The organism is Halanaerobium saccharolyticum, assembly GCF_004362045.1.
GTDB lineage: Bacteria > Bacillota > Halanaerobiia > Halanaerobiales > Halanaerobiaceae > Halanaerobium > Halanaerobium saccharolyticum_C.
In genome coordinates this window covers 1-17,734 of the sequence record NZ_SNWX01000035.1, presented here as the reverse complement: position 1 = coordinate 17,734, position 17,734 = coordinate 1, and the positions used below count along the sequence as shown (strand labels likewise).

The window sequence follows — 17,734 nt, the reverse complement described above, 5'->3', positions numbered from 1 at the left end:
TTATTACTTTAACTCAAATATTCATTGGCTCTTAAGGCAGCCTTAGCACCTTCTGCGGCAGAAACAATAATCTGTTTATCTTTAATGTCGGTTACATCTCCAGCAGCAAAAATACCTTCAATGCTTGTCTGATTATTTTCGTTAATAATAATCTCATTACCCTGATTAATATCTAGATGCTCACAAACAAAGCCGGTATTTGGTATTAGACCAATTTCGATAAAGAATGCTTTAACATTAAGTTCCCGTTCTTTACCTGTATTAAGATTTTTAATTCTTATAGATTCAACTTTCTGTTCACCTTGAATCTCAGTTGTCTGGTATGATTTACAAACCTCTATTTTTTCTGAGTTATTTACCTTATCCTGCAGACTTTTATCACCTGAAAGCTGTTCTCCTCTAATAATTAAATAAACTTCAGTTGCAATTTTTGCCATATCCAGAGCTGCCTCCAGCCCAGAATTACCTCCACCAACTACAGCAACCGGCTGATTTTCATAAATATAGCCATCACAGGTAGCACAGTAACTTACACCCTTATCTTTTAACTGATGTTCTCCTGGAATTCCAAGCTGTCTCTTTTTAGTTCCAGCAGCTATTAAAACAGCTCTCGTCTTAATTTTTTTATCACTTTTTGTAAGCAGAATATGTCCTTTTGCCTGAGGATTAATATCTGTAATTTCCTCTCCAAAAAGAGTGTCTATATTATAGTTTCTAAGGTGTTTTAAAAAATTCTGCATTAGATCCGGGCCTGAGGTTCCATATTCCGGTAGATAATTATCGATGGTGTCAGTTTCCAGCACCTGACCTCCAATATCTCTGGCTACCATTAGAACTTTTAAGCCTTTTCTAGCCGCATAAACTGCAGCAGTCATTCCGGCCGGTCCGGCTCCAATTACAGCCAGATCCCAGTCTTTTTCAGTGCAGTTTGGTCTATCGAATTCAGTCATCTCATCAAGTCCACCCGAACTGACAAGCTCAATTAAATCATCATAGCCGCCAATTTTTTCATCATTTATAAAAATCTGTGGGATAGTTTTTTTACCGCTCCGCTCCACCATCTCCTGCTGCAGCTTTTCATTATCGGTAATATCATAATCAGTATAATCAAGCCCCAGGCTTTTCAGCATCGCCTTTGCTCTTCTACAGTAAGGACACCAGGTTTTGGTATAGATTTCAATCTTTGGCTTATTCATCAGATCAAACCCTTTCTTTTTTTATTTCAGGATTAATAATATCTTTAATAGTTGTCTGTTCAAGTTCGGCCAGCATTTTATGATAAGCATGAGCAAATACATGATGTATTTTACACCAATCTTTAATTTTACAGCTGCGGATTTCATCAACACATTCGAATACATTATCTTTAGCTTCAAAAAGTTCCATTATCTGAGCCAGGTTGATTTTTTCTGCATCTTTAGCTAAAGTATATCCCCCCTTTTTCCCCTCAGCAGAACTAACAATTCCAGCTGCTGACAACTTCTGCATAACCTTTGCCAGATAAGATGAAGATACGTTTCCCCTATCTGCCAGTTCTTTAACAGAGAGTTCTTCTTTTTTATTTCTTGCTAAAATCATTAAGGCATGAACTGCATAATCTGTTTTCCTTGAAGTTTTCATCTGTTTTGAATATCTCCTTTTTTACTTTAATTCTAATTATATAAGTGACAGGAAGTTAAATGGCCTGCCTCTACTGCTTTAAGCTCCGGTTCTATTTTTTTGCATTTATCAAAACTATATTTACAGCGGGGATGAAAACTGCAGCCGGAGGGTGGATTAATTGGACTTGGCACCTCTCCCTGTATTATCTCACGCTCTTTATAATTCCAGTCATCATTAATTCCTCTTAAAGAAGAAAATAAGGCTTCTGTATAGGGATGAACTGAATTATTGAAAATTGTGTCTGTATCTGAGATTTCAACTATTTTACCAAGATACATTACCGCCACTTTATTACTGATATATCTGACCTCATGTAAATTATGAGATATCCAGAGGTAGGTCAGCTGATATTCCTGCTGCAGTTTTTTCATCAAATTTAAAATAGCTGACATAATCGAAATATCAAGGCCAGAAGTTGGTTCATCACAGACTATAAATTCAGGCTGTAAGGCAAGGGCTCTCGCAATTCCAACTCTCCGGGCCTGACCTCCACTTAATTCGTGGGGAAAAAGTTCGGAATATCTTTTAGAAAGTCCAACCATATCCAGCAGCTCCCAGACACGATCCAGTAAATTAAAGTCATCTGCAATCTGATCATGAATATATAATGGTTCCGAAACAATCTCTTCTACAATAAAACGAGGATTTAAAGAGGATTTGGGGTCCTGAAGAATCATCTGAGCATCTGATCTAAAAGCTTTCAGCTCTTTTTTATCAAAATTATTTATTGACCTGCCTCTATAAAGTATTTCTCCAGCTGTCGGCTCAATTAATCTCAAAACAGAGCGGGCCACAGTTGTCTTACCACAGCCGCTTTCCCCTACCACAGCCAGAGTATCTTCTTTTTCAATCTTAAAACTAACATCATCAACCGCTTTAACCTTAATCGGACCTTTTTTGGCTAATTTATATAAAAAACCATCATTATTGACAAAATATTTTTTTAAATTTTTAACCTCAACTAAAGCCATTTTTATATCTCCTTAACTGTCATTTAAAAAACAGGCTGAAAAATGATTGGGGATTATTTCTTTAAGGACTGGATCCTCTTTCCGGCAGCGGTCAAAACTGTAGCTGCAGCGGGGATGAAAATTACAGCCGACTGGATAATTACCAGGATCAGGAACCTGTCCGGGAATAGTCAGCAGCTCTTCTGTTTTTTTATAATCCGGCAGACATTTTAAAAGTGCCTCTGTATAGGGATGATTGGGCTCAGCAAATAATTCTTTGGTCTGAGCAACTTCAACTATCCGTCCGGCATACATCACTGCAATCCTGTCACTTAAACCGGCAACAACTCCCAGATCGTGGCTGATATAAAGTATCGAGGTTTTGTATTCCTCCACCAGCTTGGATAATAAATTTAGAATTTGAGCTTCTACTGTCAGGTCAAGTGCTGTTGTCGGCTCATCTGCAATCAAAAGTGATGGATTGGAGATAAAAGCCATGGCCAGCATTACCCGCTGCTTCATGCCCCCACTAAACTGATGTGGGTATTCGTCAAATCTGTATTCTGGATCTGAGATACCAACTTTCTTTAAAATTTCAACTGCTTCTTTTTTTAGTTCTTTTCTACTTTTTTGTTTTTTTGACTTAAAATACAATACGTCAAGAATTTGAGTCCCTACTTTAAAGACGGGATTGAGGGCATTCTGAGGATTCTGAATAACCATTGCCATTTCCTGACCTCGAATCTGATCATTAAAATCCTTTTCGGATAAATTGCAGATGTCTTTGCCCTTAAAAAATATACTGCCCTCTGCTATTCTGGCTGAATCTGGCAGTAATCTTAGAATTGTTTTTCCTAAAGTAGACTTACCAGAACCACTTTCCCCAACCAGAGCCAGGATCTCACCATTGTCAAGTTCCAGATTTATATCCTGCAGTACCCTTAAATATTTCCCTTTATTTCTATATTCAACTGCTAAATCATTTATCTTTAAGATTTTATCGGGCATAAGAACTTATACCTCCTGGTTTAATTTTGGATTTAAAGCCACCCGCAGACTCTCAGCAAAGGTTGAAAATCCAAGCATGGTCAGCATAATTGCCAGAGATGGCCAGACTATCATTAAAGGAGCAGTCTGAATATACTGATATGACTCCTGCAGCATTACTCCCCAGCTGCTTAAAGGAGGCTGTAGGCCCAGACCCAGAAAAGAAAGTCCTGCTTCCCACATGATCATTGAAGCCATATCCATCCCACTCAAAACCAGTACTGATGCAAATATATTGGGGAGAATATGCTTAAAAATTATACGAGAGTTATCTGCTCCTAGTGATCTAGCCGCTTCAACAAAGTCCTCTTCCTTTTCAGAGAGAGTTTCTGCCCTGACCACTCTCCCATAACGGGGCATAATAGTCACTCCAAGAATAACTATTACACTTAATAATGAAGGGCCAATTATAGAAAGTAGAACTAATATTAGTATAATAGGGGGAAATGCCCTGATTACATCAAAGATAAATAAAATTATACTCTCCAGAATTCCGCCAACATAGGCTGCCAGTAGACCCAGAATTATTCCAATGATCACTGATATAATTATCCCACCAAAAGAAACCAAAACTGCCGGACGGGCTGCATATATTAAGCGGCTCAAAATATCCCTGCCCAGGCTGTCAGTACCCAGCAGATTTTCAAAGCTCGGTCCCTCCAACCTTTTAGTCACATTGGTTTTATAGGGGTCAGCAGGAGCAATCAGGGGTGCAAAAATAGCTGAAACTAGAATCAGCATGATAATTATTCCACCAAGATAGGCTTTATAATCATTGCCCATTATTTTAATTACTCTAATGCTCTTTTTTTTGAAGCGGAAAAATTTCTGGCTCTTAAACATGATAAACCTCCAGCTGATTATTTTTGTTTTATTCTGGGATCAAAATAGGCATATGAAATATCTGCAATTAAATTTGCAATTACAAATAAAAGTGCTGCTGCTAAAACTCCGCCCCTCACCATTGGCAGATCACGCTCATTGACTGAATTAACGATTAATCTTCCCAGCCCGGGACGATTAAAAATCACTTCCACAAAAACTGCTCCCCCAAGCAGCCTACCGATACCAAGTCCAATTACTGCAATGATAGGTTTAATTGCTTTTTTTAAAGCATATTTGTAGAGAATATAATAGCGGGGAATACCAAATGATTTTTCAGTCTGAATAAACTCCTGATCCAGGGTTTCCAGCATTGAACTTCTGGTTAAGCGGGCAATATAGCCGGTCCAGCCAATCGAAAGAGCCAGAGCCGGTCCAATTAAATGGTGCAGACTGCTTAAAAATCCCCCTTCACCAATCCCAATAGAAGGTATTAGATTAAAATTAACTGAAAAAACAACTATTAATAATACCCCGGCAATATAGGTTGGAGTTGAAGCAGTGATAAATGAAACCATAGTTAAAAACTTTTCAAAATAACTGTTATTATAGTTTGCTGCCAGGAGGCCAATAGAAATTCCATTAAAAACAGCCAGTCCCATTCCGGCCAGGGTTAAAATAACTGTATAGGGCAGAACATCTAAGATAACCGTTAAAACTGAGCGGTCTCTAAATATTGAGGTGCCGAGATCTCCTTTAATAATATTCTTTAAATAGATTAGATAACTCTGGTACCATGGTTTATCAAGCCCCAGGCGTCTGTTTAGTTCCTCCGCCATTTCTGGAGTAGCCCTCGGTCCAAGTATAATATCCGCTGGATCTCCAGGCAGTAAATAACTGAGGCTGAATAAAATTAATAAGACTGTAAGAATAGTTGGAATCACCCATAAGAGGCGTTTTGTGATATAGATAAACATATGCTAATCCTCCAGCTTTCAAATTTCAAAAAATGAAGATATTTTGAATAAAACCTGAACCCAAATATTTTAATTCAGATTCAGGTTTTTTTAATTTCTATTTTTCACTGCTGGTGATTAACCAGGGTAAAATTACTCCGTCAGGAGAAAATACAGGATCTACTTCAGTAGTCCAGGCAGGTGTTTTAACACCATGGGTAACCCAGATTCCAATTGAGTCATCATTCATCAGCTGCTGCATTTTCTCATAATTATCAGCTCTTAGATTGCTGTCCAGAGTAGTTTCAGCTTCCTGCCAGAGCCTATCATATTCTTCATTTGACCAGTGGAATAGATTCCATTTCCCAACCTGTTCACTCAAATTCCACTGAAAATTATAACCCGGGTCAACAGTATTAGTAAATCTGGCATAGGTGATATCATAACTACCTTCCTGCCAGCGTTCTATTTTGGGACCAACTTCCATAGCTTTAACATTTAGGTCAATATTAAAACGTGATAACTGATCCTGAATTAACGCTCCAATCATTCTTCTTTCTTCTGTTGCATCTGTAACATATTCCAGCTCAAGTCCTTCTCCTTCTGGATAACCTGCTTCTGCCAGCAGATTCCAGACATAATCTTCTCCTACTTCTTCCAGCTTAAAATCAGGAGCCTTCCAGTAACCGGTCATATCTTCAAGCAAAATTGAATAGGCTCTTTCTGCCTTGCCGGCAAAGGCACCGACCAGAATTTCTTCAGGATTAATTATATATCTTAAGGCTTCCCTTAATTTTTTATTATTTAAGGGCGCCTTACTGGTATTGAACGCAACATACTGGATTGCCAGATCTGGATAAATTTTAGCTTCAAACTCTTCCATCTGACTTATCTGATCAAAATTATCAAGAGTAAGCTGTCCAATATCGATCTCTCCTGACTGTAAAGCCAGCTCCTGAGATGTAGGATCAGACATCGGCATAAATACTACTTCTCCATATTCCGCCTCTGCTTCAAAATAATCTTCATTTTTACTGAGTCTTATATTATTGTTGACATCCCATTCTTCAAAAACATAGGGGCCAGTACCAATCGGATTACTGGCAAATTCTTCTCTACCCATCTCTTCAACTGCCTTTTTACTGACAATTAGACCTGCATTAAAGGGCAGGGTTGAAGTAAAAAGCCTTCCCATTGGCTCACTCAGGATCAATTTCACTGTATACTGATCAATAATCTCTACTTGCTCAAGATTAATAAATGACTGTGCCTCTGGTGAATTTGCATCTTCGGCGATTATTCTTTCAAAAGAAAATTTAACATCTTCAGCAGTAAATTCTCCGTAACCTTTATGAAACTCTATTCCTTCTTTCAGCCAAAAAGTAATTTCTGTGTTATCCTCCGAAATCTCCCATTCTTCTGCCAGGTCAGGTACTACCTCAAATGTTCCCGGCTTATATTTAACCAGGCCATTGAAAACTGAATTCATAACCGGCCAGTCAGATAAAACCCGCTGCAGATAGGCTGGATCAAGTGTTTGAGCCCGACCAGGAATGGCTATGTTTAAACTATCATCCTGAGCAGCTGCCGGGTTAGTTAGAAGAGTTAAAAATAAAACAGTAATTATTAATAGATATATATATTTATTTTTTAACATTTTGACCTCCTTAAAAGACTTCTCAACAATTATCTGTATTCTGGATTTGGGTGATCAAAGCTGCAGCCTGCATCCCAGGCACTGCGCTGATTTCCGTAAGCAGTAATTCCATTGTTTTCTTTAAGCATCTTAGCCAGATGCATTAAATTCCAGGTCATAAAGGTTGTATTTCTCTGGGTAAAATCATTTTCCGGTCCACCTGAATTCTCATCTAAATAAGAAGGTCCCGGTCCAGCTGCGCCAATCCAGCCTGCATCTGCCTGAGGAGGAATTGTAAAACCGAGATGCTGCAGAGAATATAAAATTCCCATCCCACAGTGTTTAATTCCATCTTCATTTCCAGTAACTATACAGCCTCCTGCTCTTCCATAATAGGCATACTGTCCTTTATCATTTAATTCTCCTGACTGCCCATATAATCTCTCTATCACCCGCTGACAGACTGAAGATTTTTCTCCCAGCCAGATTGGAGTACCTAAAATCAAAATATCTGCTGCCATAACTTTTTCAAATATCTGAGGCCAGTCATCCTTTTCCAGACCCTTTTTGGTCATATCTGGCCAGACTCCGGGAGCAATCTCATAATCAACTGCTCTCACCACTTCAACCTCAACCTCATTCTTTTCCATAATGGCCTTTGCTACATCCATTAAGCCTCTTGTATTTGAGGTCTTTGGGGATTTTTTTAGAGTACAGTTAATAAATAAAGCCTTTAAATCAGAAAAATCTTCGCTATTTTCTTCACATAACCTAATTTGTTTTTCATTTAACTCCATTTTTCGGCCTCCTCTTTAACTTAGATGTTAGTTGTCCGCGTTTATGTTAAACTAATTATAATATATTGATAAGAAGTTTACAAGCGAAATTCTAAATCTTAAGTTGATTACTCAATTTTATCTGATTCAGTTACCAGTTAAAACCGCATCATTTACAGCATATAAGAAATATCGGAAGCTAAAGTTGGATAAGAGAATATCATTTTTTTGATTTCTGTTACTGGAATTTCAGTTTTTATAAACATTGCAAACAGATTAATTGTCTCTTCAGCATTTGGGCCAATTAAATGAGCACCTAAAACTGTCTCAGTTTCTTTATCTATAATAGTTTTAAAAGCATACTCAGGCACCTGCAGTCGGCGTGCATTAAACCAATTTTCAGCCTCTTTATAATTAACACGGTAATTATAGCCTCCTGCTTTCGCTGCAGCTTCAGTTAAACCTACTGAAGCCATTGTAGGTAGAGTAAAAACTACTGTTGGCATAGGTGGATACTCCACTATTTTTTGCTCTGCTTTAATTATATTACTGGCAGCTGTATATCCTTCCAGAACTCCAACAGGGGTCAGAGGTAGTCCGGGAGAGTCAGCGGCATCTCCTGCAGCATAAACTCTGGGATTAGTTGTGCTCTGAAGATACTCATTAACTTCAATTCCTTTTTTAGTATAAGAGATATTAGCTTTTTCTAAATCCAGATCAAAGATTTTAGGAGGTCTTCCGGCTGAATTAATCACCATTTCCGCCTCAAAAAATTCAAATTCTTCGTTGGTTTCTCCTTTTACTTGATAACCCTGTTCTAACTTCTCTATCCCGCAGACTTCTGTCTCCAGAACGAGATTAATTCCCAGTTCTTCAGTGGCCTTAACCAGGTGGTCAACAATATCCTGCTCAAAGTTTTTCAATGGAGCTTGACTGCGGTGGACAATTGTCACTTCAGCACCACAGCGAGCAGCTATATGAGCAAATTCAAAGGCAATATAGCCACCTCCAATAAAAAGTAGAGACTCCGGCATTTCCTTCATATTAAGAAAGTCTGTGCTGGTCTGCGCATACTCTGCTCCTGGAAAATCAAGTTCTCTCGGTTTAGCACCGGTAGCAATCGCAATTTTATCAGCTCTGATCTTTTCCTGCCCAACCTGAAGAGTGTCTTCAGAGAGAAAACGAGCATTTTCATGATACATAGCTATTCCCTTGTTCTCATAACCGGCCTCGATCTTCGGTGGCATTTCATCTACAAATTTCTGCTTAAATTCCATCACATCTTCCCAATTTATTTCAGGCACCTGGTTAATTCCTTTACCCAAAAGATGATCAGCATGGTAGTGAACCTCAGTCGGGCCAATTAATACCTTTTTTGGATCACAGCCCCGAAGAGCACAGGTTCCACCATATGGTAGTTCATCAGTAATAGCTACCTTTAGACCTTTAGCCGCTGCTTTCTGAGCAATACTCATCCCCGCCATCCCTGAACCAATAACAAATAGATCGTAATTTTTCATAAATAATCTCCTCCTTATTGAGTGTTCAAAATTTAATTTGCTACTATTTAACATCTAGATATTATCTTTATTATAATATCTAGCTATCTCTTTAGTCAAAGTCTGATGACAGCACTGACTGGCTGGATTTTCAGTTAAACAATTCCCTGTAATTGATTTCCCGGTATATTTTCTGATTTCAGCAGCAGTTGTATAACCTTTATCTACTGCTTCCTTTATTTCTCCTCTAGTTAAATTAGAACAATAGCAGATTGGAACCTTATCATCTTCTGAATCTTTATACCAGACGGCTATCTTTAAATCTTCTCTGCTGTAGAAAATCGTTCCAGAACTAATGAAATAGACAGTTTCGCAATCAGAATTTAAGCATATTTGATAAGAGGCATTATCTTTAACTTTTTTCTCAACCAGGCTTTTTACTGTTACTATATTAACTTTTTTTCCTTTTGTTCCGCAGTCTGGACATAATATCTCTTCCATTTGTCTTTCCTCCCCTTAAAATGTTATACTTTCATTATAAACTATGTAGTATGGTACAGAGTTAAGGCATTAATGATTTTTTTCTTCAATATGTTAATCTTTTTGAGATATAAGAGTTTAAAAAAAGGAAGGGTGATTAAAATCAAGAAAATGACTACTGGTAAATTAGCCAAAAAAGCTGGAGTAAATGTTGAAACAGTTCGCTATTATGAACGGGAAAAACTAATTCCTGAACCTCCAAGAAACAGCTCCGGGTACAGACAATACTCATCAAAGGACCTGAAACGCCTTAAGTTTATTAAGTCAGCTCAAAAATTAGGGTTCTCCCTAAAAGAAATATCAGAATTACTATCTTTAAAGGCAAATTCAAAATCTGCATGTCATGAAGTGAGAATTATGGCCGAAGAAAAAATAACATTAATAGAAGATAAGATTAAGGACTTAGAACAAATGAAAAATATATTAGTAGATCTAACTGATGACTGTATTGAAGCAAAAGATAGTGATAATTGTCCAATAATAGATATTATTAACAAATAAAGCCCCCAAAAAACTCCATTATTTACTAACAAATGAGGACTCTCTGAGGGTAAATCATCTCCAAAAGTATCAATCAACTGAATCTTTTATTCGACTTCAGGGGCTGGGGTAACCATAAAATTAAAGTCTACACCTGGTTCAACCTCACCCCAGGGCATTTCCATTTTTCGTACAGCAATATGTCTGAGCCAGTAATCTTCAGCTCCCGGGTCACCACCATGACCACCTTCTGGTGATTCAGCTTTAAATTGATGGAAATGAACAAACCCAGGTATTTCTGGTTGAGATTTAGCGGTAAAACGACCACGAATAGCATCACCTACATAAAGCAGTTCAGCTCCATCTTCATTGATAGGTCGATCATAATGAAGAAATAGAGCTCGTCCTCCTCCAATATCTAGCCATAGATGATCCGGCAGGGGTGGAGATACAGGCCATTCATCTGACCACTGCCAATCTGTAATTGATCCCTGGGCACCAACTGTACCAGAAAACACCATAACTGCAAGGGCAAAAACCAAGAAAGAACTTAAAAATAAATGTTTAGTTCTCATTTTAACTTTCCTCCTCTACTTCTGGATTCCCAACTATTACCTGTCCTACCATGCCAATTCCTTCGTGGGGTAGACAGACTAAATAAAGAATTTTTTCTTCATCCGGCATTGTCACTGTTTCTGTTTTTTCGTCTCCACTGCTGAGAGAAATATTAACTATCGGATTTTTTCTTTCACTTTTAGAATGGTAGATAGTAAAGGTGTGGAAAGCCGAACTGGGATTACTCACAATAAACTTCACTTTTTCTCCAGGGTTTAATCTTATAATTTCTGGATCAAAAACAAAATTTAGTGTATCCACCTCTATAACCTTTATATTTTCTTCAGCAGTCATATCTTCTTCAGCGTATACAGATCCGCTCATTATCAATATTCCCCCTATAATCAGCAGGAAAAACAATGTTAAATTTAAGTGAACTCTCTTCTTAGTTGATCTCATATCAATTCCTTCTTTCACATTTATCGTTCTAATAATAATCTAACTAAATTCAACGAACAAGATTCTCTATTGCTTCTGGAAAATAAGCGTGCCATGCAAACCACATAACATCATAAACAACCACTTCTATTAACTCATCTTCTTTAACAAAAACCTTAACCGTATCCAAACTGCGTTGGTATAATAATTATCCGCATCTTCTTCGTTCTCTCTGTAGGAACCATATGGATCTCGATTATAATCTCTACTGTATCCAGTTTCTGTAGATAAAACCTGAGCCTGATCATATTTAGCCTGAACTAATTTCCATTTACTCCAGATCACAGGAAATCTTTCCAGTCTCTCACCTTTAGCAGGCTCGGTAATTGCTGTGCCAAAGATCTGAGGCCAATAACTCTCGCTTGCTCTATCGTACATGATCAGATTGCTGTTCACAAGCTGTGAATGTCAAATAAGATTTTACACTTTTGATAAATAAGATTTTACACCTAAGATTTTCCAAAAATGGTTTCTCTGTGAGTCAATCTGTAGCTATCGCCATCTAAATTGATGATTTCGCACTTATGAATTATGCGATCTAAGATTGCAGCTGTAATAGCCTGATCACCTAATAATTCACCCCAGTCTGTTGGTCCTTTATTCGAAGTGATAATAATTGAAGTCTGACCATACAATTTGTTTATCAGCTGGAAAAAGAGGTTTGATTCCTGTTTTTCCATGGCCATAAACATAATGTCATCGATAATTAGAAGATCACACTTTAAAACTCTATTGAGTTTAGTCTTAGAAGTTCTAATCATCTCAGCAGTTTTAAGCCAGTAGATTAAATCACTGATTGCTGCAAAAATCACTTTGTAGCCTTCGTTAATGGCATGAATACCTAATCCTATGCTTAAAGAAGTTTTACCTACCCCTGTAGGTCCGAGCAGGACTATATTGTAGCCCCGCTCAAGCCAGGAGAGTTCTTTAAGCTGATTAAACTGTTTTTTAGATAGAGTCTGCTGTTCTTCAAGATTAAACTCAGACAGAGGTTTATACTCTGGGAATGCAGCCTGTTTTAAGTATTTTTCCAGTCTTGCTGCTTCTCGTCCTTCAATTTCCTGATCCAGTATATACTCAATCAGTTTCTCACTAGAGAAGTCGTTTTCAACAGCGTGAGATATGATTTTTGATATATTTTCAGAGGCGTTTTTTAACTTTAAAACTTTAAATTTATCTTTTAGATTTGCAATTGTGGTTGTCATTTATACCTCCAGTTTTAAGAGTCGAATATCTTTTGATACACATCAAGGTCTCTTACTGCTGGTTTAGCAGCAAGTTTAGCTTTATCTTTTTCATTTAAGGCTATATTATCAGCTACCAGTAAAATGTTATCATCTTCAATTTTAATTTTTTCTTTATCGTAAAAGTTGATAACATCTCTAAAATCACTGGCACTGTAGAGTTTGTTACCGATACAGTATTCCAGTGCTTTAGCAATAGTTTCAGGCTCTTTAGCTTCTAAAGATTTATCGATTACCTGGAGTTGATCTCTGATATATCTAGGTTTTTCTTTTCTGATTCTGATTAAGAATTTACTGGCTTTATCAGTATCAGGAAAGAGAGAAACTATCTTTTCTATCAGTTTATCAATATTATCAGTTTTCTTTCTGCTGTGATCACTATTTTTAGAAAGATTACCCTTAGTTTTAAATATCTTATGTTCTGCCAGTTTAGCTGTACTTTCAAAATCATATATCAGGTATTTATCATTGTCTTCAAGCACTTTAACATAGCTTTTAGGTCCCTGGTAGGTACCTAAGGGAACAGAATATCTGTTACCTTTTATCGGAATGGTATTGTCTTTTCTCACCTGATAGGTTATACTTAAGTCAGAAGAATTAGTTTTAATTTTTTCAGATACTGGCTTCAGGTATTTCTTTTCTACGGAGAATACCTGGGCTGGTATTTTTTTCGTTGTGCCGTGTTTTTTACCGTTGGCACGGCGTTCAAGCCACTTAAGACAATCCTCATTCCACTTCTCTAAATTGATAAAAGTTCTGTGAGCTGCAAAGTTATTTTTAGCATAACCGACTACATTTTCAATACGGCCCTTTGATTCTGGATCAGCAGTACGACACATATATACTCTAAATTTTCTTTCGAGCCTGTAGGAAGCAAACTGGTGAGTGTAGATTAAATCACCATAGTTTTCACTGTACAGTATTAAACTATCCTGGTCATAGACCGCCTCCTCTGGTATTCCTTCAAAGTATTGAAAAGCATTTTCATGAGCTGCTACTACATCAGATGTAGTTAATGGTCTATCAAACCATTCTACATACTTGTAGCGAGAATTGGAGAGCACAAAAGCTATTAGGTAGAGTTTCACTCTTGTTATTTCATCTGCTTTGTAGACCCATTTTTCACCCATATCAACCTGCATCTGCTGTCCCATTGGTGGATCTTCAACTGCCTCATAGTCTCTGGTGTGTTTTGATCTGGGAATATCATGTTTTTTTCTTAAATATCTGATGTAGTTTCTGAGAGTACCCTCAGTAAATCCAGGATAACCCTGAGCCAGTTCTTCAATCTTATCATATATTACAGATGATAGAATGTCAGGATGTTTTTTAAGCCAGTTTAAGATTACATCGTGATATTCATTTGCCTTTTTAGCTCTGGTATTCATTGATTCAATTATTTCTTCAATTTCTTTCAGTGATAAATCATAGTATTTATTGAGTGTTGGCCGACTAATTTTAAGCTTTCTTGCAATCTGGGATTTATTGAACCCCAGTTCTTTTAACTGTGGGATTTCTATATGCACTTTGTATCCATCTTCTTTACTCAATATTTCCGCCCCCTTTTAGGATTATTTAAAGAATATTATATCCTAAAAGAGCAGATTATGGTACTGGATTAATTTAACATATTTACCAACTCAAAATCTTGGGATTTACATTATCTAGCAATATCCGTAAAATCTTATTTGTCGTTTTTGTAAAATCTATTTTATCATCTACACAAGCTTACCAGAAGTGCCTAACGTTGTCTCCTCGTCGTTAATTTTGCCATAATAACCAATAGCTGAACCCGTTAAGGGACAGTAAGTTATACTCATCTTCTCTCCTACAATTTCCTCGTTAACAATCTCATGCCAGACCATAATTCGCTGGGGATATACAAAAACTTCACCTTCTGTTTCAAGCACAAAAACTGCATCTTCAGAGTCCAGATAAGTGTTAGCTGCTTCTATAGAAATATATTTAGGAGTTTCCAGGGGAGGTATATCGTCTGGAGCCGGACCACCGCTTACAATATTATCTGCCAGCAGTTCAATTTTATTCTGATCTTGAGCCTGTAAACTTCCAATCAGGGTAAGTGTTAAAACAAGAATGAATATTGATAAATAAATTAACTTTTTTATTATAACCACCTCCTATGTCCATAGTATACTCCTGTTAGGCTATAATAAAACTTTATCTAAATAACATTCTTCAAAAATATGTGCGAAAGGTTTTAACACTTTTTCTGTTTTAAGTTTATCATTAGAACTAAATATAAAATACTAATCTTAGCTTATACAAAAACCCCCAGAAAAGCTCCACTTTTACTGAACAAATGAAGTTTCCCTGAGGGTAAATCATCTCTAATTGAGATGCTAATTTTATTCTATTTTCCACCGTGATTTCACCGCAGTGAGCTTCAGCCACCGTTAAATACCGCAGTAAAATATACAGTATTTTACAACTATATTATTAGGGGACACCATATTATTTAAACCCAGTAAGCAAAGATTTTTTTATTATCAACTTCTAGCTCTTCATCCTTATATTCCTTATTCTGATTAAAATTAAAACTCAAAAGATAACCCTGATCCATATTCTGACTTTCCAAATACTCAGCCAGCTGCTGTAATCCCTTCTGGTGATATTCTGCTCCCCGCCAGATTTTTAATTCCACTATATATTTCTGTTCAAGATAAGTTATTACTACATCAAGTCTTTTTTCTTGAGAAATCTGTACTTCTTTGAAATCAAATCCTTTACCATTGATGATTGGCTTTAAAAAAGCAAGAAAAATCAAGCGCCCATTTCTTTCTAAAAAATCTCTATCCCGATCACTATATTGTTCTTTTATGAAAACCTGAAAACGCTCCAGTACTGCTTTTAGATTCAGCTGACCATTATCTATAAAGCTATCTCTGAAATCAAAAGCATCACTTTCCATTGAATTCTCTATTTTTGATATCAAATAGTTATAAATTCGCTGCTCATAGATTCTATTATGAATTTGTAAGCTGCCATCATCATTTTTGAAAATACCGTAAAGCTCTCCTTTTTCTATTGTTGGATTATCGAGATTATAAGTGATTTTTCTTCCATCTACTATTAAATCTACACACATTTCTTCTAAATCACTATTATTTTCTATATTTTTTATTAATGTATCAAAATTAGGCAAATTCTTCTGAAGAATAATTTTTACTGCCTTATCAAGATAATTCTTCTGCCATTTCTTTTCATCATCTACAAGAATTTCGCTGTCAACTATTTCTGCCAGCTTACTGACCAGAAAAGGATGACCTGAAGTATAATAGTATATTTTTTCAGCAAAATATTCTATTGAAAATTCCATATTTCTTTCTTCTTTATACTCTTTTAACATTGAAGCTATTTGATCTACTTCCAGCTCAAAATCCACTTTAAACTCACTTGCAATATTCCAGGGGCTATTATATTTATGTTCTTGATCAGATCTTAATTTAAGTTTAAGATTTTTTACATCATGTACTCCTGCTAAAATCACACTCTTAAAAGTTAAATCCTGATTTTGCTGCTCAAAAAGATATTTGCTTCTTAACATACCAAGAAAATCTAAAAAAAGCTGATTGTTACTACTTTTATCGACTTCATCAATCATTAAAACGATATCTTTATTACTTTTTCTTATCATTGTGGTGATAAAACGTGAAAGTTCCTTAAAATTATTAATATTATCTACTTTTTCCTCAATTAATTCAACAAATTTAGAATCTCCACTAAATTCAAAACGATCTCTGATAGTCAAAAGAAATTCTTTTGAAAAAGTATTAATACTTCTAAATATATCCTGATCAAAATCTTCAAAAGTAATACTAATGACTCTATAACCTTTCTTTTCCAGTCGCTTTTTTAATAAATATAAAATTGTTGTTTTTCCAGATTGACGAGGTTTATTAATAGTAAAATACTTACCCTCTTCAACCATTTTTTCAATTTCTGTAATCTTTTTGCTTACATCAGCTATATAATGTTTTTCGGGAATACAGACACCTGTAGTGTTAAATTCTTTCATCAGATTCACCTCATTTTTGGCTTCAAGTTATTTTAATTATACCACAGTAGATAACTTAATTAAATCAAAGCAGTCATTGAATTTGATCTATCTTGAAAGCTCTAGCAATTCTAAATTTATCAGTCCTCTCATAAACCTCTTCATCCTGTCCACCTAACTTAATTCCACGATAATAAAAGCTTCTTAAATTATTTGTTTCCTTTACATTGGTAAATCTAATGTATCGATTCTTAGGATTAGTAGTTGTAAAAATCAGTGACTCTTTATTCAGTTTCTCCAGTGGTCTTAAGTTATGAGAAGTAAAGACCAGCTGTCCCTTAGCTCTATCCTGAATGATTTCCAGAATTTCACCTAAAAGATATTCAAATATACCAGCATCAAGTTCGTCCACAGCCAGACAAATACCGGGCTTATTATACATCGCAATCATTGCACTCAAGATAGATATAATCTTTTTAATTCCATCTGATTCATATCTCAGAGGAATCTTTATCTCTCCTCTTTCTGCCAGCAGCTCTATTTTTATGACTGGATCACTGTTCTCATCCAATTCTTCTCCATACTCTTTAATTTTAATTGTTAGCTCAGGTATTATCTCTTTTAAGACAATGTTTAAGTTCCCGATAACATTTTTGACAGTAGAGAGGACCCGCTCAGGAACTGTTGTCTGCTCAGACAGAGCTATTGCCAGATCTCCCTCTTCTATTCTCTCTGAATCACTAAGCTGAAAACAGAAAGATATAATTAGATTGGCATTGATCATACCTGAACGAGAATTTCTGATCACAAACAGGTTCATACGAGCATACTGTTTAATCTCCATTATAATCTCAGCAAATTCGTTAAAGGCTTTATTCCCCTTATAAATATGATCCATCTCACTAGAAAAAATAAAAGATGTTTGTTCCTTCTTCGCAAGCTCTTTAGCCACTTTAAGATCCACTTTAGCATCTTTATTGTTTTTAGTGAGCAAATTGTAATTCTTCTGGGGACTTAACAACTGCTCCTTCTCATCAAGGTTTTGAGTTATTAT

General features: G+C 36.2%; 19 protein-coding genes. 1 reads left to right on the top strand and 18 read right to left on the bottom strand.

Translation table 11 applies throughout. From position 1 onward, the window contains the following. Window positions 1-8 precede the first annotated feature (8 nt). The 10 genes from grxC to DFR79_RS14440 all read right to left on the bottom strand — a co-directional run bounded on the left by grxC (window position 9) and on the right by DFR79_RS14440 (window position 9,849). Window positions 9-1,196: a glutaredoxin 3 gene (grxC, locus tag DFR79_RS14485; RefSeq protein WP_133516182.1), complete on the bottom strand. Its 1,188-nt coding sequence runs from the start codon at window positions 1,194-1,196 to the stop codon at window positions 9-11. A gap of 4 nt (window positions 1,197-1,200) precedes the next feature. After that, a complete protein-coding gene (locus tag DFR79_RS14480; protein WP_133516181.1) occupies window positions 1,201-1,620 on the bottom strand; it encodes an RrF2 family transcriptional regulator in 420 nt (139 codons plus the stop codon). A gap of 32 nt (window positions 1,621-1,652) precedes the next feature. Next, a complete protein-coding gene (locus tag DFR79_RS14475; protein WP_133516180.1) occupies window positions 1,653-2,633 on the bottom strand; it encodes an ABC transporter ATP-binding protein in 981 nt (326 codons plus the stop codon). Window positions 2,634-2,645: 12 nt separating this feature from the next. Further along, window positions 2,646-3,620, bottom strand: coding sequence for an ABC transporter ATP-binding protein (locus tag DFR79_RS14470; protein WP_133516179.1), 975 nt, complete (start codon window positions 3,618-3,620; stop codon window positions 2,646-2,648). 6 nt (window positions 3,621-3,626) lie between these two features. After that, window positions 3,627-4,502, bottom strand: coding sequence for an ABC transporter permease (locus DFR79_RS14465; protein ID WP_133516178.1), 876 nt, complete (start codon window positions 4,500-4,502; stop codon window positions 3,627-3,629). A gap of 17 nt (window positions 4,503-4,519) precedes the next feature. Next, window positions 4,520-5,458, bottom strand: coding sequence for an ABC transporter permease (locus tag DFR79_RS14460; RefSeq protein ID WP_133516177.1), 939 nt, complete (start codon window positions 5,456-5,458; stop codon window positions 4,520-4,522). 97 nt (window positions 5,459-5,555) lie between these two features. Then, complete coding sequence (locus DFR79_RS14455; protein ID WP_133516176.1) at window positions 5,556-7,094, bottom strand: ABC transporter substrate-binding protein; 1,539 nt, start codon at window positions 7,092-7,094, stop codon at window positions 5,556-5,558. Between the two features lie 29 nt (window positions 7,095-7,123). After that, window positions 7,124-7,870: a flavodoxin family protein gene (locus DFR79_RS14450; protein ID WP_133516175.1), complete on the bottom strand. Its 747-nt coding sequence runs from the start codon at window positions 7,868-7,870 to the stop codon at window positions 7,124-7,126. A 152-nt stretch (window positions 7,871-8,022) separates the two neighbouring features. Beyond that, on the bottom strand, window positions 8,023-9,369 hold the full coding sequence (locus DFR79_RS14445) for a dihydrolipoyl dehydrogenase family protein (protein ID WP_133516174.1): 1,347 nt from the start codon (window positions 9,367-9,369) through the stop codon (window positions 8,023-8,025). Between the two features lie 54 nt (window positions 9,370-9,423). Beyond that, window positions 9,424-9,849, bottom strand: coding sequence for a (2Fe-2S)-binding protein (locus DFR79_RS14440; protein WP_133516173.1), 426 nt, complete (start codon window positions 9,847-9,849; stop codon window positions 9,424-9,426). A 150-nt stretch (window positions 9,850-9,999) separates the two neighbouring features. Between DFR79_RS14440 and merR the strand changes: the two genes are divergently transcribed. After that, the gene (merR, locus tag DFR79_RS14435) at window positions 10,000-10,389 is read left to right on the top strand and encodes an Hg(II)-responsive transcriptional regulator (protein ID WP_208107561.1); all 390 of its coding nucleotides are present in this window, start codon (window positions 10,000-10,002) and stop codon (window positions 10,387-10,389) included. Window positions 10,390-10,475: 86 nt separating this feature from the next. Here the strand turns inward: merR and DFR79_RS14430 are convergent, their stop codons facing one another. The 8 genes from DFR79_RS14430 to DFR79_RS14395 form a co-directional block, all read right to left on the bottom strand. Next, window positions 10,476-10,943 (bottom strand): hypothetical protein, encoded by a 468-nt coding sequence (locus tag DFR79_RS14430; protein ID WP_133516171.1) that lies wholly within the window; start codon window positions 10,941-10,943, stop codon window positions 10,476-10,478. A gap of 1 nt (window position 10,944) precedes the next feature. Next, on the bottom strand, window positions 10,945-11,307 hold the full coding sequence (locus DFR79_RS14425) for a plastocyanin/azurin family copper-binding protein (RefSeq protein ID WP_166638071.1): 363 nt from the start codon (window positions 11,305-11,307) through the stop codon (window positions 10,945-10,947). 204 nt (window positions 11,308-11,511) lie between these two features. Further along, window positions 11,512-11,817, bottom strand: coding sequence for a DUF3179 domain-containing (seleno)protein (locus tag DFR79_RS14420; protein WP_279512896.1), 306 nt, complete (start codon window positions 11,815-11,817; stop codon window positions 11,512-11,514). A gap of 53 nt (window positions 11,818-11,870) precedes the next feature. After that, window positions 11,871-12,626: an IS21-like element helper ATPase IstB gene (istB, locus tag DFR79_RS14415; RefSeq protein ID WP_133516168.1), complete on the bottom strand. Its 756-nt coding sequence runs from the start codon at window positions 12,624-12,626 to the stop codon at window positions 11,871-11,873. 14 nt (window positions 12,627-12,640) lie between these two features. Next, window positions 12,641-14,215, bottom strand: coding sequence for an IS21 family transposase (gene istA, locus DFR79_RS14410; protein WP_133516167.1), 1,575 nt, complete (start codon window positions 14,213-14,215; stop codon window positions 12,641-12,643). A gap of 168 nt (window positions 14,216-14,383) precedes the next feature. Next, on the bottom strand, window positions 14,384-14,800 hold the full coding sequence (locus DFR79_RS14405) for a DUF3179 domain-containing (seleno)protein (protein ID WP_133516166.1): 417 nt from the start codon (window positions 14,798-14,800) through the stop codon (window positions 14,384-14,386). A 341-nt stretch (window positions 14,801-15,141) separates the two neighbouring features. Then, a complete protein-coding gene (locus DFR79_RS14400) occupies window positions 15,142-16,701 on the bottom strand; it encodes an AAA-like domain-containing protein (protein WP_208107560.1) in 1,560 nt (519 codons plus the stop codon). Between the two features lie 73 nt (window positions 16,702-16,774). Then, window positions 16,775-17,734: AAA family ATPase (locus tag DFR79_RS14395; RefSeq protein ID WP_208107559.1), on the bottom strand; the 960-nt coding region annotated here is incomplete at its 5' end.